The sequence below is a fragment of the Pseudomonas sp. FA117 genome (genome assembly GCF_057370475.1).
Window position 1 is genome coordinate 1,132,942 of record NZ_CM170675.1, and the last position, 20,671, is coordinate 1,153,612.

Annotated in this window: 23 protein-coding genes; 14 read left to right on the top strand and 9 right to left on the bottom strand. The window is 62.2% G+C overall.

From position 1 onward, the window contains the following. Complete coding sequence (algW, locus tag AC1TXO_RS05305; RefSeq protein WP_486405351.1) at positions 1-1,161, bottom strand: Do family serine endopeptidase AlgW; 1,161 nt, start codon at positions 1,159-1,161, stop codon at positions 1-3. Between the two features lie 229 nt (positions 1,162-1,390). Here algW and AC1TXO_RS05310 point away from each other — a divergent pair, with 229 nt between their 5' ends. The 3 genes from AC1TXO_RS05310 to cysN all read left to right on the top strand — a co-directional run bounded on the left by AC1TXO_RS05310 (position 1,391) and on the right by cysN (position 5,129). Then, positions 1,391-2,149: a Nif3-like dinuclear metal center hexameric protein gene (locus AC1TXO_RS05310; protein ID WP_486405352.1), complete on the top strand. Its 759-nt coding sequence runs from the start codon at positions 1,391-1,393 to the stop codon at positions 2,147-2,149. Between the two features lie 145 nt (positions 2,150-2,294). After that, the gene (gene cysD, locus AC1TXO_RS05315) at positions 2,295-3,212 is read left to right on the top strand and encodes a sulfate adenylyltransferase subunit CysD (RefSeq protein WP_486405353.1); all 918 of its coding nucleotides are present in this window, start codon (positions 2,295-2,297) and stop codon (positions 3,210-3,212) included. 15 nt (positions 3,213-3,227) lie between these two features. Then, positions 3,228-5,129: a sulfate adenylyltransferase subunit CysN gene (cysN, locus tag AC1TXO_RS05320; RefSeq protein ID WP_486405354.1), complete on the top strand. Its 1,902-nt coding sequence runs from the start codon at positions 3,228-3,230 to the stop codon at positions 5,127-5,129. 61 nt (positions 5,130-5,190) lie between these two features. Here the strand turns inward: cysN and AC1TXO_RS05325 are convergent, their stop codons facing one another. From AC1TXO_RS05325 to AC1TXO_RS05335, 3 genes are all read right to left on the bottom strand, one after another. Continuing rightward, on the bottom strand, positions 5,191-5,436 hold the full coding sequence (locus AC1TXO_RS05325; RefSeq protein WP_486405355.1) for a bacteriocin immunity protein: 246 nt from the start codon (positions 5,434-5,436) through the stop codon (positions 5,191-5,193). Continuing rightward, a complete protein-coding gene (locus AC1TXO_RS05330; RefSeq protein WP_486405356.1) occupies positions 5,433-5,753 on the bottom strand; it encodes an S-type pyocin in 321 nt (106 codons plus the stop codon). The genes AC1TXO_RS05325 and AC1TXO_RS05330 overlap by 4 nt, the downstream gene beginning before the upstream one ends. A gap of 166 nt (positions 5,754-5,919) precedes the next feature. Next, the gene (locus AC1TXO_RS05335) at positions 5,920-6,399 is read right to left on the bottom strand and encodes an Lrp/AsnC family transcriptional regulator (RefSeq protein ID WP_486405357.1); all 480 of its coding nucleotides are present in this window, start codon (positions 6,397-6,399) and stop codon (positions 5,920-5,922) included. Positions 6,400-6,526: 127 nt separating this feature from the next. Between AC1TXO_RS05335 and AC1TXO_RS05340 the strand changes: the two genes are divergently transcribed. Continuing rightward, positions 6,527-7,723, top strand: a complete 1,197-nt coding sequence (locus AC1TXO_RS05340; protein WP_486405358.1) for a methionine gamma-lyase — start codon at positions 6,527-6,529, stop codon at positions 7,721-7,723. Positions 7,724-7,809: 86 nt separating this feature from the next. Here the strand turns inward: AC1TXO_RS05340 and AC1TXO_RS05345 are convergent, their stop codons facing one another. Next, entirely contained in the window at positions 7,810-8,247 is a 438-nt protein-coding gene (locus AC1TXO_RS05345) for a Z-ring associated ZapG family protein (RefSeq protein ID WP_054893983.1), read from the bottom strand. A gap of 135 nt (positions 8,248-8,382) precedes the next feature. On the opposite strand from AC1TXO_RS05345, the gene AC1TXO_RS05350 reads away from it, so the two are divergent. From AC1TXO_RS05350 to zapE, 3 genes are all read left to right on the top strand, one after another. After that, positions 8,383-9,018 carry an alpha/beta hydrolase gene (locus AC1TXO_RS05350; protein ID WP_486405359.1) on the top strand — a complete coding sequence of 212 codons (636 nt, stop codon included), beginning with the start codon at positions 8,383-8,385 and terminating at the stop codon, positions 9,016-9,018. Between the two features lie 25 nt (positions 9,019-9,043). Continuing rightward, a complete protein-coding gene (locus tag AC1TXO_RS05355; protein WP_486405360.1) occupies positions 9,044-10,393 on the top strand; it encodes a tryptophan--tRNA ligase in 1,350 nt (449 codons plus the stop codon). Between the two features lie 84 nt (positions 10,394-10,477). After that, complete coding sequence (gene zapE, locus AC1TXO_RS05360; protein WP_486405361.1) at positions 10,478-11,572, top strand: cell division protein ZapE; 1,095 nt, start codon at positions 10,478-10,480, stop codon at positions 11,570-11,572. A gap of 87 nt (positions 11,573-11,659) precedes the next feature. Here the strand turns inward: zapE and AC1TXO_RS05365 are convergent, their stop codons facing one another. Both AC1TXO_RS05365 and AC1TXO_RS05370 read right to left on the bottom strand, forming a co-directional pair. Next, on the bottom strand, positions 11,660-12,580 hold the full coding sequence (locus tag AC1TXO_RS05365; protein ID WP_486406793.1) for a GlxA family transcriptional regulator: 921 nt from the start codon (positions 12,578-12,580) through the stop codon (positions 11,660-11,662). 274 nt (positions 12,581-12,854) lie between these two features. Next, a complete protein-coding gene (locus tag AC1TXO_RS05370) occupies positions 12,855-13,895 on the bottom strand; it encodes an NADP(H)-dependent aldo-keto reductase (protein ID WP_486405362.1) in 1,041 nt (346 codons plus the stop codon). A gap of 257 nt (positions 13,896-14,152) precedes the next feature. Between AC1TXO_RS05370 and rplM the strand changes: the two genes are divergently transcribed. The 7 genes from rplM (at position 14,153) to AC1TXO_RS05405 (ending at position 19,020) form a co-directional block, all read left to right on the top strand. Next, positions 14,153-14,581 (top strand): 50S ribosomal protein L13, encoded by a 429-nt coding sequence (rplM, locus tag AC1TXO_RS05375; RefSeq protein WP_054893988.1) that lies wholly within the window; start codon positions 14,153-14,155, stop codon positions 14,579-14,581. A 14-nt stretch (positions 14,582-14,595) separates the two neighbouring features. Further along, positions 14,596-14,988: a 30S ribosomal protein S9 gene (rpsI, locus tag AC1TXO_RS05380; RefSeq protein ID WP_003260797.1), complete on the top strand. Its 393-nt coding sequence runs from the start codon at positions 14,596-14,598 to the stop codon at positions 14,986-14,988. Between the two features lie 261 nt (positions 14,989-15,249). Further along, positions 15,250-15,843: a ubiquinol-cytochrome c reductase iron-sulfur subunit gene (gene petA / locus AC1TXO_RS05385; protein ID WP_486405363.1), complete on the top strand. Its 594-nt coding sequence runs from the start codon at positions 15,250-15,252 to the stop codon at positions 15,841-15,843. After that, the gene (locus AC1TXO_RS05390; RefSeq protein ID WP_486406794.1) at positions 15,843-17,054 is read left to right on the top strand and encodes a cytochrome b; all 1,212 of its coding nucleotides are present in this window, start codon (positions 15,843-15,845) and stop codon (positions 17,052-17,054) included. The genes petA and AC1TXO_RS05390 overlap by 1 nt, the downstream gene beginning before the upstream one ends. Then, positions 17,054-17,833: a cytochrome c1 gene (locus AC1TXO_RS05395; RefSeq protein ID WP_486405364.1), complete on the top strand. Its 780-nt coding sequence runs from the start codon at positions 17,054-17,056 to the stop codon at positions 17,831-17,833. Before AC1TXO_RS05390 ends, AC1TXO_RS05395 begins: the two co-directional genes overlap by 1 nt. A 118-nt stretch (positions 17,834-17,951) precedes the next feature. Beyond that, a complete protein-coding gene (locus AC1TXO_RS05400) occupies positions 17,952-18,575 on the top strand; it encodes a glutathione S-transferase N-terminal domain-containing protein (RefSeq protein ID WP_486405365.1) in 624 nt (207 codons plus the stop codon). A gap of 10 nt (positions 18,576-18,585) precedes the next feature. Next, positions 18,586-19,020 carry a ClpXP protease specificity-enhancing factor gene (locus AC1TXO_RS05405; RefSeq protein ID WP_486405366.1) on the top strand — a complete coding sequence of 145 codons (435 nt, stop codon included), beginning with the start codon at positions 18,586-18,588 and terminating at the stop codon, positions 19,018-19,020. A gap of 42 nt (positions 19,021-19,062) precedes the next feature. Here the strand turns inward: AC1TXO_RS05405 and AC1TXO_RS05410 are convergent. Further along, a protein-coding gene (locus tag AC1TXO_RS05410) for an IS3 family transposase (RefSeq protein WP_486404325.1) occupies positions 19,063-20,282 on the bottom strand; the annotation gives its coding sequence in 2 pieces (ribosomal slippage) (positions 19,063-19,934 and positions 19,934-20,282; 1,221 coding nt in all). Positions 20,283-20,388: 106 nt separating this feature from the next. Continuing rightward, positions 20,389-20,607, bottom strand: a complete 219-nt coding sequence (locus AC1TXO_RS05415) for a YgdI/YgdR family lipoprotein (protein WP_486405367.1) — start codon at positions 20,605-20,607, stop codon at positions 20,389-20,391. Between the last annotated feature and the right edge of the window lie 64 nt (positions 20,608-20,671).

Sequence of the window (20,671 nt, forward strand, 5' to 3'; positions counted from 1 at the left end):
TTACTTCTCTTCCTGGGTCGCCACCGGCGCCGGTGGCGGCCGTAGCCCGACTTCGGCGATCAGCTTGAGCTGCTTGCCATTGCGCATCACCTCGATGCTGATCTTCTCGCTTGGTTTGATCCGCGCCACCTGGTTCATCGACTTGCGGCCGTCGCCGGCCGGCTCGCCATTGATGCTCATGATCACATCGCCCAGTTGCAGGCCCGCACGCTGGGCCGGGCCGTCGCGGAAAATGCCGGCGACCACGATGCCCGGGCGCCCCTGCATGCCGAACGACTCTGCCAGTTCCTCGCTCAGCGGCTGTACCTCGATGCCCAGCCAGCCACGGATCACCTGGCCATGCTCGACGATCGACTTCATCACCTCCAGCGCCAGCTTGGCCGGAATGGCGAAGCCGATGCCCTGCGAGCCGCCGGACTTGGAGAAGATCGCGGTGTTGATGCCGATCAGGTTGCCGTTGGCATCGACCAGCGCCCCCCCGGAGTTGCCCGGGTTGATCGCCGCGTCGGTCTGGATGAAGTCTTCGTAGTTGTTCAGCCCCAGCTGGTTGCGGCCAGTGGCGCTGATGATGCCCATGGTCACGGTCTGGCCGACGCCGAAGGGGTTGCCGATGGCCAGGCAGACGTCGCCGATGTGGATGTTGTCGGAGCGACCGATGGTGATGGCCGGCAGGTTGTTGAGGTCGATCTTCAGCACGGCGAGATCGGTTTCCGGGTCGCTGCCGATCACCCGGGCCAGGGTTTCGCGGCCGTCCTTGAGTGCCACCACGATCTGGTCCGCGCCGCTGGTGACGTGGTTGTTGGTCAGCAGATAACCTTCCCGGCTCATGATCACCGCCGAGCCCAGGCTCGACTCCCAGCGTCGCTGCTTGGGCAGGTTGTCGCCGAAGAAGCGGCGGAACTGCGGGTCTTCGAACAGCGGGTGGGCGTTCTTGTTGACCACCTTGGTGGTGTACAGGTTGGCCACTGCCGGTGCGGCGAGGGTCACGCCATCGGCATAGCTGACCGGGCCCTGCATGATCCGCGAGGTTTGCGGCGCCTGCTGCAGGTTGACGTCCTGGCTGGGCAGACCGACCCACTCCGGGAAGCGCTGGATGATCAGTGCGGCGATCAGCACGCCGGTGAGCAGGGGCCAGCCAAAGTAACGCAAAGCCTTGAGCATCGAATGAATCCTGGAAATGGGGCGAGGGCCGAATCGCGAACGCGCGCGATGATACACCTCGATGATCGGCGATGGTATGGATTGCGCTGCAGCCTTCGCGGGCAAGTCGGGGGTCGAACCGCCGCTCCCGCAGGCGCCGGTTTCCCCGAACCCGGCGACAGCCCATAATGGCGCTCAGTATACGAGCCCTGGCGCCCGTTGAAGCACCGAATTACAAGGAGATTTTTCCATGGCCGTCGCCCTCAGCACGCTGGTCGAGGAAGCCGAGCGCTACCTGTCCAGTGCCAAGATCCAGGATTACTGCCCCAATGGCCTGCAGGTCGAGGGTCGTCCGCAGGTCAGTCGCATCGTCAGTGGCGTTACCGCCAGCCAGGCGCTGCTCGATGCTGCGATCGAGGCCGAGGCCGACCTGGTGCTGGTGCACCATGGCTACTTCTGGAAAGGCGAGAACCCGTGCATCACCGGGATCAAGCAGCGGCGCATCAAGACCCTGCTCAAGCACGACGTCAGCCTGCTGGCCTTCCACCTGCCGCTGGACGTGCACCCTGAAGTCGGCAACAACGTGCAGCTGGCGCGCCAGCTCGACATCACCGTCGAAGGGCCTCTGGACCCTGAAAACCCTCGAGTGGTCGGACTCATCGGCTCGCTCGCCGAGCCCATGTCGGCCAGCGATTTCGCGCGCCGCGTGCGCGAGGTCATGGGGCGTGAACCGCTGGTGGTGGAGGGCCAGGAGATGATTCGCCGCGTCGGCTGGTGCACCGGTGGCGGCCAGGGCTACATCGACAACGCCATCGCCGCGGGTGTCGACCTGTTCATCAGTGGCGAGGCTTCCGAGCAGACCTACCACAGCGCGCGCGAGAACGGCATCAGCTTCATCGCTGCCGGGCACCATGCCACCGAGCGCTACGGGGTGCAGGCACTGGGCGACTACCTGGCCAAGCGCTTTGCCCTGGAGCACCTGTTCATCGACTGCCCGAATCCGATCTAGGCAGGTGCGGCGCTCAAACCCCCAGTCATATCATTAGACCGTTTCGATCTAGCAGCCCTCCTAAATAGAATCAGGTGCTGTGATAAAGTGGCTCGCTCGAACACGGCCCGCTGGCCGTCCATAAGATCGTTTTTCGTGAGTAGCCATGGTCGACAAACTGACGCACTTGAAACAGCTGGAGGCGGAGAGTATCCATATCATCCGCGAGGTGGCCGCCGAGTTCGACAACCCGGTGATGCTGTACTCGATCGGCAAGGACTCCGCCGTGATGCTGCACCTGGCGCGCAAGGCCTTTTTCCCGGGCAAGCTGCCGTTTCCGGTGATGCACGTCGACACCCAGTGGAAATTCCAGGAGATGTACCGCTTCCGCGACAAGATGGTCGAGGAAATGGGCCTGGAGCTGATCACCCACGTCAACCCCGAGGGTGTGGCGCAGGGCATCAACCCCTTCACCCACGGTAGCTCCAAGCACACCGACATCATGAAGACCCAGGGCCTGAAGCAGGCGCTGGACAAGCATGGTTTCGACGCCGCCTTCGGCGGTGCGCGCCGCGACGAAGAGAAGTCGCGGGCCAAGGAGCGCGTCTACTCGTTCCGCGACAGCAAGCACCGCTGGGACCCGAAGAACCAGCGCCCGGAGCTGTGGAACGTCTACAACGGCAAGGTCAACAAGGGCGAGTCGATCCGCGTCTTCCCGCTGTCGAACTGGACCGAGCTGGACATCTGGCAGTACATCTACCTCGAAGGCATCCCGATCGTGCCGCTGTACTTCGCCGCCGAGCGTGAAGTCATCGAGAAGAACGGCACCCTGATCATGATCGACGACGAGCGCATCCTCGAGCACCTGAGCGACGAGGAGAAGGCGCGTATCGTCAAGAAGAAGGGGCGTTTCCGTACCCTGGGCTGCTACCCGTTGACGGGCGCTGTCGAGTCCGAGGCCGAAACGCTGACCGACATCATTCAGGAAATGCTTCTGACGCGTACTTCCGAGCGTCAGGGCCGCGTCATCGACCACGATGGCGCCGGCTCCATGGAAGACAAGAAACGTCAGGGCTACTTCTAACTTCAGGGTTACTCCATGTCGCACCAATCCGATTTGATCAGCGAAGACATCCTCGCTTATCTGGCTCAGCACGAGCGCAAAGAACTGCTGCGTTTCCTCACCTGCGGCAACGTGGATGACGGCAAGAGCACCCTGATCGGGCGCCTGCTGCACGACTCCAAGATGATCTACGAGGACCACCTCGAGGCCATCACCCGTGACTCGAAGAAGTCCGGCACCACCGGCGAGGAAGTCGACCTGGCGCTGCTGGTCGATGGCCTGCAGGCCGAGCGCGAGCAGGGCATCACCATCGATGTCGCCTACCGCTACTTCTCTACCGCCAAGCGCAAGTTCATCATCGCCGACACCCCGGGCCACGAGCAGTACACCCGCAACATGGCGACCGGCGCCTCGACCTGCGACCTGGCGATCATCCTGGTCGACGCCCGCTACGGCGTGCAGACCCAGACCCGCCGCCACAGCTACATCGCCTCGCTGCTGGGCATCAAGCACATCGTGGTCGCGGTCAACAAGATGGACCTCAAGGGCTTCGACGAGCAGGTCTTCGAGTCGATCAAGGCCGATTACCTGAAGTTCGCCGACGCCATCGACCTCAAGCCTTCGAGCCTGCACTTCGTGCCGATGTCGGCGCTCAAGGGCGACAACGTGGTCAACCGCAGCGAGCGTTCGCCGTGGTACACCGGCCCTGCGCTGATGGAGATCCTCGAGACCGTCGAGGTTTCGGCTGACCGCAACGTCACCGACCTGCGCTTCCCGGTGCAGTACGTCAACCGCCCGAACCTGAACTTCCGTGGCTTCGCCGGTACCATCGCCAGCGGCGTGGTGCACAAGGGCGACGACATCGTGGTGCTGCCGTCGGGCAAGAGCAGCCGGGTCAAGTCCATCGTCACCTACGAAGGTGAACTGGAGAATGCCGGGCCAGGCCAGGCCGTGACCCTGACCATGGAAGACGAGATCGACATCTCCCGTGGCGACCTGCTGGTGCATGCCGACAACGTGCCGCAGGTGGCCGACCAGTTCGACGCCATGCTGGTGTGGATGGCCGAGGAGCCAATGCTTCCGGGCAAGAAGTACGACATCAAGCGCGCCACCAGCTATGTGCCGGGCTCGGTTGCCAGCATCACCCACAAGGTCGATGTGAACACCCTGGAGCAGGGCGCCGCCAGTTCGCTGCAGCTGAACGAGATTGGCCGGGTCAAGGTGTCGCTGGACGCTGCCATCGCCCTCGACGGCTACGACAGCAACCGCACCACCGGCGCCTTCATCGTCATCGACCGCCTGACCAACGGCACTGTCGGCGCCGGCATGATCATCGCCCCGCCGGTCCTGCCGCACGGTAGTACCGGCCAGCACGGCAAGCTCGCCCACGTGTCGACCGAAGAGCGTGCCCTGCGCTTCGGCCAGCAGCCGGCCACCGTGCTGTTCGCCGGTCTTTCGGGCGCAGGCAAGAGCACCCTGGCCTACGCCGTGGAGCGCAAGCTGTTCGACATGGGCCGGGCGGTCTATGTGCTTGATGGCCAGAACCTGCGCCACGACCTGAACAAGGGCCTGCCACAGGACCGCGCCGGTCGTACCGAAAACTGGCGCCGCGCCGCTCACGTGGCGCGCCAGTTCAACGAGGCCGGGCTGCTGACCCTCGCCGCCTTCGTCGCCCCGGATGCCGAAGGCCGCGAACAGGCCAAGGCGCTGATCGGCAAGGATCGCCTGGTGACCGTCTACGTCCAGGCTTCGCCGCTGGCCTGCCGCGAGCGTGACCCGCAGGGCCTGTATGCCGCCGGTGGCGACAACATTCCGGGCGAAAGCTTCCCGTTCGACGTGCCGCTGGATGCGGACCTGGTGATCGACACCCAGAGCACCAGCGTCGAAGACGGCGTCAAGCAAGTGCTGGATGTGCTGCGCCAGCGCGGCGCGATCTGACGATCGCTGCTGTGCCAGAGACCCCGCTTCGGCGGGGTTTTCTTTTTTGGGGTGGGTCCGTTCAGGCCAGCCCATTATCCTGCCGCCACGTCATCACCTCTTGAACAATGCTGTTCGCCGACTGGCTTGTACCTGATTCAGGGTGGTAGATGAGGTCTGATCCCTGCGGGTGAGTGGTGATGTCGATGAAGTGCTCCAGCAACCCATCCTGGAAGCTTGACGAACCTTGTGCGGTGATCAGCATTTCGACCAGTGATTCGAACTCCTCAGTTGCGTAGTCGCTCAACTGCTGCCTGAAGGTGATCATTCCTCGACCTCCGAGGACAGCGCATATTGCAGGGCGCTCATGATCCGCAGGTTGTCCATGTCGTACACCACTGCGCTGAGCGCCGGCGGCAGCAGGTGGCAGATCTGGTAGGAACGCAAGCCTCTGGCCGTTTCACCGAAAGGCGCGCGAGGCGCCCAGCCTTTCTTGATCCGGTTCAATTGCGATTCGACGAATTGCTTCGAGAGTACCGGGTCTTCGGCGATGGTCATCCAGAAAGTGCTGGAGAACTGGTCGAAGCTGGTGAAATGTTGTCCAGCGAGCTTTTGGGCGATGTGAGTGGGGATGGGTGTGGCCATGTCGTTCGGGCTCCTTGTGCACGACAGGGTGAGGTGCCCCATGATCAACGCTTGGCCAGCCAGGGAATAGATTCCGATTGCCGAGTTCTGCGCGGGTCGTTTTTTTGTGGCGAGTAGGAAAGCTCCGCTACTGGTGTCGGCCAGGGCTGGCGCCCTGTGCAAGCCCCTATATATGCTTCTCCCCCACGGGTATCACCCGCCGTTCCTTCACCGCCTTGTACGAAAAGCTCGAATAGATCTCCTTCACCCCGGGCAGTGTCTGCAGCACTTCGCGGGCAAACTCGCCGAACGACTCCAGGTCGCGGGCGAGGATTTCCAGGAGAAAGTCGTAGCGCCCCGAAATGTTGTGGCAGGCGACGATTTCCGGGATTTCCATCAGCCGCTGTTCGAAGGCGCGGGCAGCGTCCTTGTTGTGCGATTCCATCATGATGCTGACGAACGCGGTGACGCCAAAGCCCAGCGACTTCGGCGAGAGGATGGCCTGGTAGCCGGTGATGTAGCCGGCTTCCTCCAGCAGCTTGACCCGTCGCCAGCACGGCGAGGTGGTCAGGGCGACCTGGTCGGCGAGTTCGGCGACGGTGAGCCGGGCGTTGTCCTGCAGGGCGCCGAGCAGGGCGCGGTCGGTGCGGTCGAGAGGGGCTGGCATGCTGTGCCTTTATTCAAGTCGGATTGTTGTTTTTGTTCCAGAACTGCCGATGCTCTCGGGAAAATTTGGAAAAAAATCGGCGGTGCCAGGGCATAAGCTTAGAACAAACAACAAGGAGGCTGTTGTCATGCGCACTGCCGTTGGCAAGACCGGTTTTTCCACGCGGGCCATCCACCATGGCTACGATCCGTTGTCCCACGGTGGAGCGCTGGTGCCACCGGTCTACCAGACCGCGACCTACGCCTTCGAAAGCGTCGAGTACGGCGCGGCCTGTTTCGCCGGGGAGCAGGGCGGGCATTTCTACAGCCGCATCTCCAACCCGACCCTGGCCCTGCTGGAGCAGCGCATGGCCTCGCTCGAGGGTGGCGAAGCCGGGCTGGCGCTGGCCTCGGGAATGGGCGCCATTACCTCCACCCTCTGGACCCTGCTGCGCCCCGGTGACGAGCTGATCGTCGGCAACACCCTGTACGGCTGCACCTTCGCCTTCCTGCACCATGGCATCGGCGAGTTCGGGGTCAGGGTGACGCATGTCGACCTGAACGATCCTGTCGCGCTGGAGGCGGCGATCACGCCCAGTACGCGGATGATCTATTTCGAAAGCCCGGCCAACCCGAACATGGAACTGGTGGACATCGCGGCGGTGGTCGGTGTGGCACGCAGGCATGACCTGCCGGTGGTGGTCGACAACACCTACTGCACCCCTTACCTGCAGCGCCCGCTGGAGCTGGGCGCGGATCTCGTGGTGCATTCGGCGACCAAGTACCTCAGTGGCCATGGCGATATCACCGCCGGCCTGGTGGTGGGGCGCAAGGCGCTGGTCGACCGCATTCGCCTGGAAGGCCTGAAGGACATGACCGGCGCGGCCCTGTCGCCGCACGACGCCTCGCTGCTGATGCGCGGCATGAAGACCCTGGCCCTGCGCATGGAGCGCCATTGCAGCAATGCCTTGGGCGTGGCGCAGTTCCTCGAGCGTCAGCCCCAGGTCGAAGTGATCCGTTATCCGGGCCTGCCGAGCTTCGCCCAGTTCGGCCTGGCGCAGCGGCAGATGCGCCTGCCGGGCGGGATGATCGCCTTCGAGCTCAAGGGCGGGATCCAGGCCGGGCGACGCTTCATGAACGCGCTGCAGCTGTTCAGCCGTGCGGTGAGCCTGGGCGATGCCGAGTCGCTGGCGCAGCACCCGGCAAGCATGACCCACTCCAGCTATACGCCCGAGGAGCGCGCCCACCACGGGATTTCAGAAGGGCTGGTGCGCCTGTCGGTGGGGCTCGAAGATATCGAGGACCTGCTGGCCGATCTCGGGCAGGCGCTGCAGCGGTGCGCCTGATGTGAGCCATGGGATGTCCGCCAGGGCCACTCCAGGCAGGCACAAAAAAGGCCGCTGTACGCGGCCTTCTGCATTCCTGTTGTTTTTCAGCGCTTGAGCCCGTAGCTCTCGTCGAGCATGCCCGGCGAGTTGGGTGCCTTGGGCGCGTAGTCGCGTGGCACTTCGGCGGTGTCTTTCGGTGGCGTCAGGCGATCACGCGGGCCTTGCGCGGCTTCCGAATGCAGCGAAGCCAGCAGGCGCTGACGGGTCAGTTCGTCCAGGGCCAGGCGGTTGGCGCCATCGGCCAGGTGATCCTGCACGTCCTGGTAGCTTTGGGTCAGTTTCTTGACCAGCGAAGCGGTGCTGTTGAAGTGGGTCACCACTTCATTCTGGTAATTGTCGAAACGCTGCTGGATGTCATCCAGCTGGCGTTGCGTGCTGCTGGGAGCCGCGTTGGGGAGAAGGCGGGCCAGGGCGAAACCGACGACGACACCAACGACCAGTGCCAGGGTCGGCAGCAACCAAACAAGGAGCGAGTGTTCCACGAGTCCTTCCTCTATAAACGGCTTTGCTTTACGTTAACGGCTCAGACCTGCGCTGTATACCGCGAGCGATCGCAAATCAGAACAGAATTCCCCATCTAGACGAATCGACCCCTCTCGAGGTCACGGAGTAGTGCCTTGCTTGTCCGCGAAACCCCCTTGTTCATCGATGGCCCCAGTGGCCAGCTCGAAGCGCTGTACCTGGACGTGGCCGATGCCCGTGGCGTGGTGCTGATCTGCCACCCTAACCCGGTCCAGGGCGGCACCATGCTCAACAAGGTGGTCTCGACCCTGCAACGCACGGCTCGCGATGCCGGCTACATCACCCTGCGCTTCAACTACCGCGGCGTCGGCCAGAGTGCCGGCAGCCATGACATGGGCGCCGGCGAAGTGGCCGATGCCGAGGCCGCGGCGGCCTGGTTGCAAGCGCAGCACCCGCAATTGCCGCTAGTGCTGATGGGCTTTTCGTTCGGTGGCTTCGTCGCTGCCAGCCTGGCCGGGCGTCTGGAAGGCGCCGGGAGCGAGCTGCAACATCTGTTCATGATTGCCCCGGCGGTGATGCGCCTGACCGAACAATTCCCGATGCCGCAGCGCTGCCCGGTCACCGTGGTACAGCCTGACACCGACGAGGTGGTCGATCCTGAGCTGGTCTACGCATGGTCCGACGCACTGACGCGCCCCCATGAGCTGCTGAAAGTGGCAGAATGCGGACACTTCTTCCATGGCAAGCTGACCGATCTGAAGGATCTGGTGCTGCCGCGTCTTTCGAACTGAGCCAAGCCTGAATAAGCGATCACCCATGACCACGCGCATTCTCACCGGTATCACCACCACCGGCACCCCGCACCTGGGCAACTACGCCGGCGCCATCCGCCCGGCGATTCTCGCCAGCCAGCAGCCCGGTGCCGACTCGTTCTACTTCCTGGCCGACTACCACGCCCTGATCAAGTGCGACGACCCGCTGCGCATCCAGCGCTCGCGCCTGGAAATCGCCGCCACCTGGCTGGCCGGCGGCCTGGATCCGGACAAGGTCACCTTCTATCGCCAGTCCGACATTCCGGAAATCCCCGAGCTGACCTGGCTGCTGACCTGCGTTGCCGCCAAGGGCCTGCTCAATCGCGCCCACGCCTACAAGGCCTCGGTCGACAAGAACCTGGAGAACGGTGAAGACCCGGACGCCGGCGTGTCCATGGGCCTGTACAGCTACCCGGTGCTGATGGCCGCCGACATCCTCATGTTCAACGCGCACAAGGTGCCGGTCGGCCGTGACCAGATCCAGCACGTAGAGATGGCCCGTGACATCGGCCAGCGCTTCAACCACCTGTTCGGACAGGGCAAGGAGTTCTTCGTCCTCCCGGAGGCGGTGATCGAGGAAAGCGTGGCCACGCTTCCAGGCCTGGACGGTCGCAAGATGTCCAAGAGCTATGACAACACCATCCCGCTGTTCACCAGCGCCAAGGACATGAAGGACGCCATCTCGCGTATCGTCACCGACTCGCGCGCCCCGGGCGAAGCGAAGGATCCGGACAACTCGCACCTGTTCACCCTGTACCAGGCCTTCGCCACCGCCGTTCAGGCCGCCGAGTTCCGCGACGAGCTGCTGCAAGGCCTGGGCTGGGGCGAGGCGAAGAGCCGCCTGTTCCAGCTGCTCGACGGCCAGCTGGCCGAGAAGCGCGAGCACTACCATCAACTGATCTCGCGTCCGTCGGATCTGGAAGACATCCTCCTGGCCGGCGCCGCCAAGGCCCGCAAGATCGCCACGCCGTTCCTCGAGCAACTGCGCGAGTCTGTTGGCCTGCGTTCGTTCCGCAGCAGTGTCCAGGCCGGTACCGAAGTCAAGAAGAAGGCCGCCAAGAGTGCGCGCTTCGTCAGTTTCCGCGACGAAGACGGCAGCTTCCGCTTCCGCCTGCTGGCGGCCGACGGCGAGCAACTGCTGCTGTCGCGCAGCTTCGCCGACGGCAAGAGCGCAGGCGCGGTGAGCAAGCAGTTGCAGCAGGGCGGGGAGGCCGATGTGCGTTTAGATGGCCTGGGCTTCAGCCTGTGGCTCGATGGCGAGCAGGTGGCCGACGGGCCGCAATTCGCCGATGCAAGCGCCCGTGATGCGGCGGTGCTGAGCCTGCGTGAGGCGTTGGCGCCCCAGCAGGACTGAGGCATATTGACACAAGTCTGATTGCCATTAGGCGGGCCGGTCGCTACAGTGACGGCCCGTTTTTTGTTGTCTCGCTAACGAATCATGACGCCCCTAGAACGATATCAAGCAGATCTGAAACGCCCCGACTTCTTCCATGACGCGGCGCAGGAAACGGCGGTGCGTCACTTGCAGCGCCTGTACGACGACCTGATCGCGGCGCAGAACAACAAGCCGGGCATGTTCGGCAAGCTGTTCGGCAAGAAGGAGCAGACGCCGGTCAAGGGCCTGTACTTCTGGGGCGGGGTAGGGCGGGGCAAGACCTACCTGGTCGACACCTTCTTCGAGGCGCTGCCGTTCAAGGAGAAGATGCGCACCCACTTCCACCGCTTCATGAAGCGCGTGCACGAGGAAATGAAAACCCTCAAGGGTGAGAAGAACCCGCTGACCATCATCGCCAAGCGTTTCTCCCAGGAAGCCCGGGTGATCTGCTTCGACGAGTTCTTCGTCTCCGACATCACCGATGCCATGATCCTCGGCACGCTGATGGAAGAACTGTTCAAGAACGGCGTGTCGCTGGTGGCGACCTCCAACATCGTGCCCGACGGCCTGTACAAGGACGGCCTGCAGCGCGCGCGCTTCCTGCCGGCCATCGCCATGATCAAGCAGTACACCGACGTGGTGAACGTCGACAGCGGCGTCGACTATCGCCTGCGGCACCTGGAGCAGGCCGAGCTGTTCCACTTCCCGCTCAACGAGGCGGCCCACGAAAGCATGCGGGCCAGCTTCAAGGCGCTCACGCCCGAGTGCACCCAGGCGGTCGAGAACGACGTGCTGGTGATCGAGAACCGCGAGATCCATGCCCTGCGTACCTGCGACGACGTCGCCTGGTTCGACTTCCGCGCCCTGTGCGACGGCCCGCGTAGCCAGAACGACTACATCGAGCTGGGCAAGATCTTCCATGCCGTGCTGTTGAGCAACGTCGAGCAGATGGGCGTCACCACCGACGACATCGCCCGCCGTTTCATCAACATGGTCGACGAGTTCTACGACCGCAACGTCAAGCTGATCATCTCGGCAGAGGTGGAGCTCAAGGACCTGTACACCGGTGGGCGCCTGAGCTTCGAGTTCCAGCGTACCCTCAGCCGCCTGCTGGAAATGCAGTCCCACGAATTCCTCTCGCGAGCCCACAAGCCCTGAGAACCAGGGCCGCTCCTGCAGGCATTCCCGTATCCCTGTAGAAGCGGCCTTGTGTCGCGAAAGGGCTGCAAAGCAGCCCCATCGGCCTCAGGCTTCCTGCATGAACTGCTGCCGATACTGGTTCGGCGACAGCTCCGTATGCTGGCGGAACAGGCGGGCGAAGAAGCTCGCGTCGTCGTACCCTACCTCGTAACTGATGGTCTTGATGCTCTTGCGCGTGCTGGAGAGCAGGCCCTTGGCCGTCTCGATGCGCAGGCGCTGCAGGTAGTGCAGGGGCTTGTCGCCGGTGGCGGTCTGGAAGCGACGCATGAAGTTGCGGATGCTCATGCCGTGGTTGCGCGCCACGTCCTCGAAGCGGAACTTGTCGGCGAAGTGTTCCTCCAGCCAGTGCTGGATCTGCAGGATGATCAGGTCCTGATGCAGTTTCTGCCCACCGAAGCCCATGCGCCCCGGGGTGTAGTTGCGCTGCACTTCGTAGAGGATGTCGCGGGCCACGGCCCGCGCGACGTTGGCCCCGCAGAAACGCTCGATCAGGTAGATGTACAGGTCGCAGGCTGATGTCGTGCCGCCGGCGCAGTACAGGTTGTCGGCGTCGGTCAGGTGCTTGTCCTGGTTCAGGCGGATGCTGGGGAAACGCTCGGCGAAGCTGTTGAAGAAGCGCCAGTAGGTGGTCGCCTCCTTGCCGTCGAGCAGGCCGGATTCGGCCAGCCAGAACACGCCGCTGGCCTCGCCGCACAGCACGGCGCCACGGGCGTGTTGCTCGCGCAGCCACGGCAGCACCTGCGGGTAGCGGGCCAGCAGGTTGTCGAAGTCGTCCCAGAAAGCCGGGAGGATGATCACATCGGCGTCGCCCAGCGCGCCGTCGACCGGGAGCTGCACCTCGCTGAAGCTGTCCACCGGCTGGCCGTCGGGGCTCACCAGGTGAATCTCGAACATCGACTGCAGGCCAAGCCCCAGTTGCTTGCTGTAGCGCAGGCTGGCGAGGTGGAAGAAGTCCTTGGCCTGCATCAGTGTCGAAGCGAACACTTTATCAATGGCCAGGATGCTGACGCGCCGCAGCGACGCGGAGGGTTGGGTAAACATCATTGTCATTGTTCTTATAGGGTAGAGTGGTCAATCACCGGCTGGATCGTCTTATTTTTTGGCGATTGTGTCTACCCCGATGAATCGAGCCGCCTGATTCGCGGGCAAGCCCGCTCCCACAGGTTCTGCACAGGCCCTGAGGGCAGTGAAATCCTGTAGGAGCGGGCTTGCCCGCGAAGGGCGCGATACAGATCCAGGCTCAAGGCGCCGGATTCGGCTGCTGCTGGTGCAGTGCCTCGATCGCCGCCAGCAGTTCGTCGCTCAGCACCAGGCGGGCGCTGTCCAGGTTGCTCTGCAGTTGGGTGAGGTCGGTGGCGCCGATGATGTTGCTGGTCACGAACGGCTGGCGGGTGACGAACGCCAGGGCCATCTGCGCCGGGTCCAGACCGTGCTCGCGGGCCAGTTGCACGTAGCGGCTGCAGGCGGCCACGGTCTGTGGGTTGGAGTAGCGGGCGAAGCGGCTGAACAGGGTCAGGCGGCCCTTTTCCGGGCGAGCGCCGTTCTCGTACTTGCCCGAGAGCATGCCGAAGGCCAGCGGCGAATAGGCCAGCAAGCCACATTGCTCGCGGATCGCCACTTCCGCCAGGCCCACCTCGAAGCTGCGGTTGAGCAGGTTGTAGGGGTTCTGGATCGACACTGCCCGCGGCCAGCCACGGCTCTCGGCCAGGTGCAGGAACTTCATGGTGCCCCACGGGGTTTCGTTGGACAGGCCGATGTGGCGGATCTTGCCGGCACGCACCTGTTCGTCGAGCACCTCCAGCGTTTCTTCCAGCGGCGTGAACAGGTCGTGGGGCAGGTGCTGGTAGCCCAGCTTGCCGAAGAAGTTGGTGGAGCGTTCCGGCCAGTGCAACTGGTACAGGTCGATACGGTCGGTCTGCAGGCGCTTGAGGCTCTCGTCCAGGGCCGCGACGATGTGCTGGCGGTTGTGCTTGAGCTGGCCGTCGCGAATGTGGCTGATGCCGTTGCCCGGGCCGGCGACCTTGCTGGCGAGGATCCAGTCGTCCCGGTCGCCGTTGGCGCGGAACCAGTTGCCGATGATGCGTTCGGTGGCCGCGTAGGTCTCCGGGCGTGGCGGCACCGGGTACATTTCGGCGGTGTCGATGAAGTTGATGCCGGCGGACTTGGCCAGGGCGATCTGCTCGAAGGCCTCATCCTGAACGTTCTGTTCGCCCCAGGTCATGGTACCCAGGCACAGGGCGCTGACGTCGAGATCGGTACGGCCGAGCTTGCGGTATTCCATCGGAAGGCTCTCTGCTGGACAAAGAAACCATCAAAGCAGGTTGAAAATCTTTGCGCAATCTGGATAATGCTGGGCCTCTCCGTGTGGCGGAAGTGATGCACCACCACGCAGGAAGAACCCCGTCGATCATGGGCGTGCCCGACCCGAGCCCCCAAAAGCGTCCGTGCTCGGCTGCGCGCTTGCCCTTGGCAAGCTGTGCACTATCCAGTAAGATTCGCCGTCTATTTTTCGCTGGGCGGCCTCTGAGGCTTTAGAGAATGAAAACTTTTACTGCTAAACCGGAAACAGTAAAGCGCGAGTGGTTCGTAATCGATGCCGCTGGTCAGACCCTGGGTCGTCTGGCTACCGAAATCGCTACCCGTCTGCGCGGCAAACACAAGCCTGAGTACACTCCTCACGTTGACACCGGCGACTACATCGTCGTCATCAACGCCGAGCAGGTTCGTGTAACTGGTGCCAAGTCTTCGGACAAGATGTACTACTCCCACTCCGGCTTCCCAGGTGGCATCAAGGAAATCAGCTTCGAGAAGCTGATCGACAAGGCCCCTGAGCGCGTCATCGAGACCGCGGTCAAAGGCATGCTGCCGAAGAACCCGCTGGGTCGCGACATGTACCGCAAGCTGAAAGTGTACGCGGGTGCTACCCACCCTCACACTGCTCAGCAGCCTCAAGAACTGAAGATCTAACGGGATAGTTCATTATGTCGGCGACTCAAAATTACGGCACTGGCCGTCGCAAGACCGCAACCGCTCGCGTTTTCCTGCGTCCGGGTACTGGTAACATCTCCATCAACAACCGTTCTCTGGACGTGTTCTTCGGTCGTGAAACCGCTCGCATGGTTGTTCGCCAGCCGCTGGAGCTGACCGAAACCGTCGAGAAGTTCGACATCTACGTCACCGTTTCCGGTGGTGGTGTCAGCGGTCAGGCCGGTGCTATCCGCCACGGTATCACCCGCGCCCTGATGGAATACGATGAAACCCTGCGTGGCGCCCTGCGTCGTGCTGGCTACGTCACCCGCGACGCTCGTGAAGTCGAGCGTAAGAAAGTGGGTCTGCGTAAAGCGCGTAAGCGTCCTCAGTACTCCAAGCGTTAATACCGCTTCGGCAGTCGAAAAAGCCCGGTTCCCTGGAACCGGGCTTTTTTTATGTCTTGAACTAACCTGTCAGCATGTCCGGGCCGAGTTGCCACATAGACGCAGATCAAGCAAAGCGAGGGTTGTAGCCCGAACCAGGGGTAATCACCTTGTCAGTGTGTGGATTTGTTTCTTACCATGGCGACCAATTTTTAGCGCCACAGACATTACTAATAGACGCCTGATCCAGCGGGCGAGAAAAAGCTGATGGGAGAGGACTGAATGAGCAATGACGGCGTCAACGCAGGCCGGCGCCGCTTCCTCGTAGCTGCCACATCCGTGGTGGGGGCTGCGGGGGCAGTGGGGGCTGCGGTACCGTTCGTGGGGTCATGGTTCCCCAGTGCCAAGGCGAAAGCCGCAGGGGCACCGGTGAAGGTCAACATCGCCAAGGTCGAGCCCGGTCAGCAGATGGTTGCCGAATGGCGTGGCCAGCCGGTTTTCATCGTGCGGCGGACGCAGGAAATCCTCGGCAACCTGAAGAAGCTCACGCCGGAGCTTTCCGACCCTGAGTCCAAGGCCTCGGTGCAGCCGACCTACGTCGACCCCGAGGTGCGCTCGATCAAGCCGGAAATCCTCATTCTCGTCGGCCTGTGCACCCACCTGGGTTGCTCGCCTACCTTCCGCCCTGAGGTGGCCCCTGCCGATCTCGGTCCGAAGTGGGTCGGTGGCTACTTCTGCCCCTGCCACGGTTCGCACTACGACCTCGCCGGGCGCGTCTACAAGTCGCAGCCGGCGCCGCTCAACCTGCCAGTGCCACCGCACTCGTATGAATCGGACGACATCATCGTCATCGGCGTCGATCAGGAGAACGCATGATGAGCAAGTTCATGGACTGGATTGATGCTCGCTTCCCCGCCACAAAGATGTGGGAAGACCACCTGAGCAAGTATTACGCGCCCAAGAACTTCAACTTCCTGTACTTCTTCGGCTCCCTGGCACTGCTGGTGCTGGTCAACCAGATCGTTACCGGCGTGTGGCTGACCATGAGTTTCACACCCTCGGCAGAAGAGGCCTTCGCCTCGGTCGAGTACATCATGCGCGATGTCGAGTACGGCTGGATCCTGCGCTACCTGCATTCCACCGGCGCCTCGGCGTTCTTCATCGTCGTCTACCTGCACATGTTCCGTGGGCTGCTGTACGGCTCGTACCAGAAGCCACGCGAACTGGTCTGGCTGTTCGGCATGCTGATCTACCTGGCGCTGATGGCCGAGGCCTTCATGGGCTACCTGCTGCCCTGGGGGCAGATGTCCTACTGGGGTGCCCAGGTGATCATCTCGCTGTTCGGTGCCATCCCGCTGATCGGCGATGACCTCACTCAATGGATCCGCGGCGACTACCTGATCTCCGGTATCACCCTGAACCGCTTCTTCGCCCTGCATGTGGTCGCCTTGCCGATCGTCATCCTCGGGCTCGTGGTGCTGCACATCCTGGCGCTGCACGAAGTGGGGTCGAACAACCCGGACGGCATCGACATCAAGAAGCACAAGGACGAGAACGGCGTGCCGCTGGACGGCATTCCCTTCCACCCGTACTACACCGTCAAGGATATCGTCGGGGTCGTGGTGTTCCTCTTCGTGTTCTGCGCCGTGGTGTTCTTCTTCCCCGAAATGGGCGGTTACTTCCTGGAAAAACCGAACTTCGAGCAGGCCAACGCGTTCAAGACGCCCGAGCACATCGCGCCGGTATGGTACTTCACGCCGTTCTACGCGATCCTGCGCGCGGTACCTGACAAGCTGTTCGGTGTCATCGCCATGGGCGCGGCAATCGCAGTGTTGTTCGTGCTGCCCTGGCTCGACCGCAGCCCGGTGCGCTCGATGCGCTACAAGGGCTGGTTGAGCAAGATCTTCCTGCTGGTGTTCTGCGTGGCCTTCATCATTCTCGGCGTGCTCGGCGTGCTGGCACCTACGCCTGGGCGGACCTTGCTGTCGCAGGTCTGCACCGTGCTGTATTTCGCCTACTTTCTGCTGATGCCGTTCTACACAAGGCTCGAGAAGACAAAACCGGTTCCGGAAAGGGTGACTGGCTGATGAAAAAGTTGATTGCAGTAATGTTCCTGGCACTGATGCCTGCCCTATCCTTCGCCGCCGAGCAGGGCGTGGAGCTGCAGAAGGTCGACATCGACCTGACCGACAAGCCCGCACTGCAGGATGGCGCACGGACCTTCGCCAACTATTGCATGGGCTGTCACAGTGCCAAGTTCCAGCGTTACGAGCGGGTGGCCGATGACCTGGGCATCCCTCACGAGGTGATGCTCGACAAGCTGGTGTTCACCGGCGCCAAGATCGGCGACCACATGAAGATCGGCATGCAGCCGAGCGATGCCAAGACCTGGTTCGGCGCTGCGCCGCCCGACCTGACCCTGGTCGCCCGGGTGCGCGGCAACGACTGGCTGTACAGCTACCTGCACAGTTTCTATGAAGACAAGTCGCGCCCTTACGGGGTCAACAACAAGGTCTTCCCCAACGTCGGCATGCCCAACGTGCTGGTCGGGTTGCAGGGCAACCAGGTGATCGGCTGCAAGCAGATCCAGACCGTGGTCGACGGCAAGAAGCAGTTCGACCCGCTGACGGGCAGCCCGCTGACCCATGAAGCCTGCGACCAGCTGACCATCGAGCCGAAATCCGGTACCCTGACGCCCGAGCAGTTCGACGAGAAGGTCAAGAACCTGGTGACCTTCCTGGCCTATTCGGCCAACCCGGTCAAACTGGAAAGCCAGCGCATCGGCACCTATGTCCTGCTGTTCCTGGCTTTCTTCTTCGTGTTCGCCTACTTGCTCAAGCGCGAATACTGGAAGGACGTGCACTGATCACGCAGTAGTTTCTGGTAGTTGAACGCGCCCTGGGGGCTCCTGTGCAAGTGCAGGGAGCCCCCGGGGCGCGTTTGCATTTGCAGTTTTCAAGCATCCCCATGCGAGGAGGAGCTACATGGGCGCGACCAACAGGTTAGCCTGCTATTCCGACCCCGCTGACCATTATTCTCATCGGGTACGCCTCGTTCTCGCCGAGAAGGGCGTCAGTGTGCAGATCATCGACGTCATTGCCGATCGTCTGCCGCCCAAGCTGATCGAAGTGAATCCCTATGGCAGCGTGCCGACCCTGGTCGATCGTGACCTGGCGTTGTACGAATCGACCGTGGTGATGGAGTACCTCGAGGAACGCTATCCTCATCCGCCACTGATGCCGGTGTATCCGGTGGCGCGTGGCAACAGCCGCCTGCTGATGCACCGTATCCAGCGCGACTGGTGTGCGTTGGCCGACAGCATTCTCGATCCGCGTGCCAGCGAGGCGGTGCGTGGTGAGGCGCGCAAGGCACTGCGCGAGAGCCTGACCGGCGTTTCGGCGCTGTTCGGGGAGTTCCCCTGCTTCATGAGCGAGGAGCAAAGCCTGGTCGATTGTTGTCTACTGCCCATACTCTGGCGATTGCCGGTAATGGGTATCGAACTGCCGCGGCAAGCCAAGCCGCTGCTGGATTACATGGAGCGACAGTTCGCCCGCGAGCCTTTCCAGGCGAGCCTGTCTGCTGCTGAACGTGAAATGCGCAAGCTTTAAGGAGCCGTTGATGAACTCCAGTCGCCCCTATCTGGTTAGAGCACTGTACGAGTGGATCGTCGACAACGATTGCACCCCCCATATGCTGGTCAATGCCGAATATCCGGCGGTCCAGGTGCCCCAGGGCTTCGCCAGTGATGGCCAGATCGTCCTCAACATCTCGCCCAGTGCCGTGCGCAACCTGCATATGGACAACGATGCGGTGAGCTTCGAGGGTCGCTTCAGTGGCGTGGCCCACTCCCTCTTCGTGCCGGCCGCAGCCATCCTCGGCATCTACGCCCGGGAAAACGGGCAGGGCATGGTCTTCGAGCTGGAGCCGCCGTTGATGGATGGCGAAGAGCTCGATGATGAAGGTATGGAGCCCGATGACGACGGCCCGCCGGAGGGTGGTGGCCAGCCGCCGCGCCCGACGGGTCGGCCAAGCCTCAAGGTGGTCAATGTCTAGTCCTGAAATAGGTTTACACCTGTTCAGGTAGGCCGACAGGCCTCAAAACGCCCGATGCACCGCATCGGGCGTTTTGTTTTTTAGGGCCATATGGGGCCGTTCTGTGTTGTAGATCTGCACTGCCTCATCAACCATCTTCCTCGCCTGCTCAAGATCTTCAGGGCTCCTCAACAGCAGCTCCGTCTTGAGGATTCCGTTGATGCGCTCCGCCAGCGCGTTCTGATAGCAGTCATACCCATCAGTCATGGAGCACTGAACGTCGTGCCGCTGGTGCAGTGACTGGTACAGCGTCGAGCAGTATTGGATGCCTCGATCCGAATGGTGGACCAATGGCTGGCGACGACGTCGCTTTCGTAAGGCCTGCTTGAAGGCTTGCGCCACTGACTCGGCATGCAGGCTTTCATGGACGTGGTGGCCAACAATTTTCCTGGAGTACGCATCCGTTACCAGGCTCAGATACAGCGGGCCGTTACGGGCGGGCAGATAAGTAATGTCGGCAACCCAGACGTGTTCCGGCCTTGTCGGAACAATCTGGCTTGGCCCGGGCTTGAGTAAGTTGGGGTGACGATAGAAGCGATGAAAGCTCTGCGTTGTCTTGTGATACGCCCGCTTAGGGAGCACTAGCAAGCGGCGCTCACCCAAGACCTGGAAAAGTCTGTCTCGGCCGACCTGGACTCGTCTGTCAGGTTGGCAATGCAGCAGATAGTGCAGCTTGCGTGTACCCAGACGAGGCTGACGCATCCGGATTTGCTGTACGAACTCAACCACTCGATCCGTCTGGCGCTCTTTGTCATCAGCGGCTTGGTTGCGCTTGTAGTATGCCTGTCGACTGATGCCTAGAAACTGACAAGCCCTGGCAATGCTCAGTCCTGCGACTTGACCTTGCGTGAGGACTTGCCGGATCGCTTTTTTACGACCGATACACCGTAGTCATTTTTCAGAACATCAACGACCGTCTCAAAGAACTGAGCCTTCTGACTCATCAGCTCAAGCTGCTGCTCAAGCTCTTTGATTCGCTGCTCTGGAGTGAGCGTTTTGGGGTCAGACATCGCGTAGCTCCTCTCGTCGCGGATCGAGGCCCCCTGGCTCCAATCCTGCCGACCGTGCTTACGCAACCATACCAGAACCGTAGATTTTCCTTGGATGCCGTACCGCTCCCGGGCCTGGGTGCAGGTCAGCTCGCCTTTTTCGACCTGATCGACCACTGCCAATTTAAAAGACAGCGAGTAATCACGCTGTGTGCGCTTTACACCTTGATCCATCTGACTCTCCGGAAATTCGGGATGGGAGGTGTAAACCTTATTTAGGACGGGACACAAGTAACAAAAAAGGCGATCCGTATGGATCGCCTTTTTTTCACGCCTTGAATCAGAGGTCCTTGATGGAGCGGACCTGATCCTTGTTGATGCGGGTCGGCTTGCCATCCAGCTGCTTGAACTCGTAGAAGCCGGAGTCACGGTCGAACTTCGGCGTGTCGAGGGTCTGCAGCTCGCGGCCGTCGTTGAGGGTGATCGCGCTCGGGGTGGAGCAGCCGGCCAGGGTGGCGAAGGCGGTGATGGCGAGCAGGGACAGCAGGGACTTCTTCATGGCGTTTCCTGGTGATGTGGGGCAGGTGTTGATGCGATGGGCGTCATGGCGCGGTCATTGCGCC

Excerpts from the sequence above, each read along its gene's own strand:
- algW (WP_486405351.1), bottom strand. The coding sequence starts at position 1,161 with ATGCTCAAGGCTTTGCGTTACTTTGGCTGGCCCCTGCTCACCGGCGTG.
- AC1TXO_RS05310 (WP_486405352.1), top strand. The coding sequence starts at position 1,391 with ATGGCCGTCGCCCTCAGCACGCTGGTCGAGGAAGCCGAGCGCTACCTG.
- cysD (WP_486405353.1), top strand. The coding sequence starts at position 2,295 with ATGGTCGACAAACTGACGCACTTGAAACAGCTGGAGGCGGAGAGTATC.
- cysN (WP_486405354.1), top strand. The coding sequence starts at position 3,228 with ATGTCGCACCAATCCGATTTGATCAGCGAAGACATCCTCGCTTATCTG.
- AC1TXO_RS05325 (WP_486405355.1), bottom strand. The coding sequence starts at position 5,436 with ATGATCACCTTCAGGCAGCAGTTGAGCGACTACGCAACTGAGGAGTTC.
- AC1TXO_RS05330 (WP_486405356.1), bottom strand. The coding sequence starts at position 5,753 with ATGGCCACACCCATCCCCACTCACATCGCCCAAAAGCTCGCTGGACAA.
- AC1TXO_RS05335 (WP_486405357.1), bottom strand. The coding sequence starts at position 6,399 with ATGCCAGCCCCTCTCGACCGCACCGACCGCGCCCTGCTCGGCGCCCTG.
- AC1TXO_RS05340 (WP_486405358.1), top strand. The coding sequence starts at position 6,527 with ATGCGCACTGCCGTTGGCAAGACCGGTTTTTCCACGCGGGCCATCCAC.
- AC1TXO_RS05355 (WP_486405360.1), top strand. The coding sequence starts at position 9,044 with ATGACCACGCGCATTCTCACCGGTATCACCACCACCGGCACCCCGCAC.
- zapE (WP_486405361.1), top strand. The coding sequence starts at position 10,478 with ATGACGCCCCTAGAACGATATCAAGCAGATCTGAAACGCCCCGACTTC.
- AC1TXO_RS05365 (WP_486406793.1), bottom strand. The coding sequence starts at position 12,580 with ATGCAGGCCAAGGACTTCTTCCACCTCGCCAGCCTGCGCTACAGCAAG.
- AC1TXO_RS05370 (WP_486405362.1), bottom strand. The coding sequence starts at position 13,895 with ATGGAATACCGCAAGCTCGGCCGTACCGATCTCGACGTCAGCGCCCTG.
- rplM (WP_054893988.1), top strand. The coding sequence starts at position 14,153 with ATGAAAACTTTTACTGCTAAACCGGAAACAGTAAAGCGCGAGTGGTTC.
- rpsI (WP_003260797.1), top strand. The coding sequence starts at position 14,596 with ATGTCGGCGACTCAAAATTACGGCACTGGCCGTCGCAAGACCGCAACC.
- petA (WP_486405363.1), top strand. The coding sequence starts at position 15,250 with ATGAGCAATGACGGCGTCAACGCAGGCCGGCGCCGCTTCCTCGTAGCT.
- AC1TXO_RS05390 (WP_486406794.1), top strand. The coding sequence starts at position 15,843 with ATGAGCAAGTTCATGGACTGGATTGATGCTCGCTTCCCCGCCACAAAG.
- AC1TXO_RS05395 (WP_486405364.1), top strand. The coding sequence starts at position 17,054 with ATGAAAAAGTTGATTGCAGTAATGTTCCTGGCACTGATGCCTGCCCTA.
- AC1TXO_RS05400 (WP_486405365.1), top strand. The coding sequence starts at position 17,952 with ATGGGCGCGACCAACAGGTTAGCCTGCTATTCCGACCCCGCTGACCAT.
- AC1TXO_RS05405 (WP_486405366.1), top strand. The coding sequence starts at position 18,586 with ATGAACTCCAGTCGCCCCTATCTGGTTAGAGCACTGTACGAGTGGATC.
- AC1TXO_RS05415 (WP_486405367.1), bottom strand. The coding sequence starts at position 20,607 with ATGAAGAAGTCCCTGCTGTCCCTGCTCGCCATCACCGCCTTCGCCACC.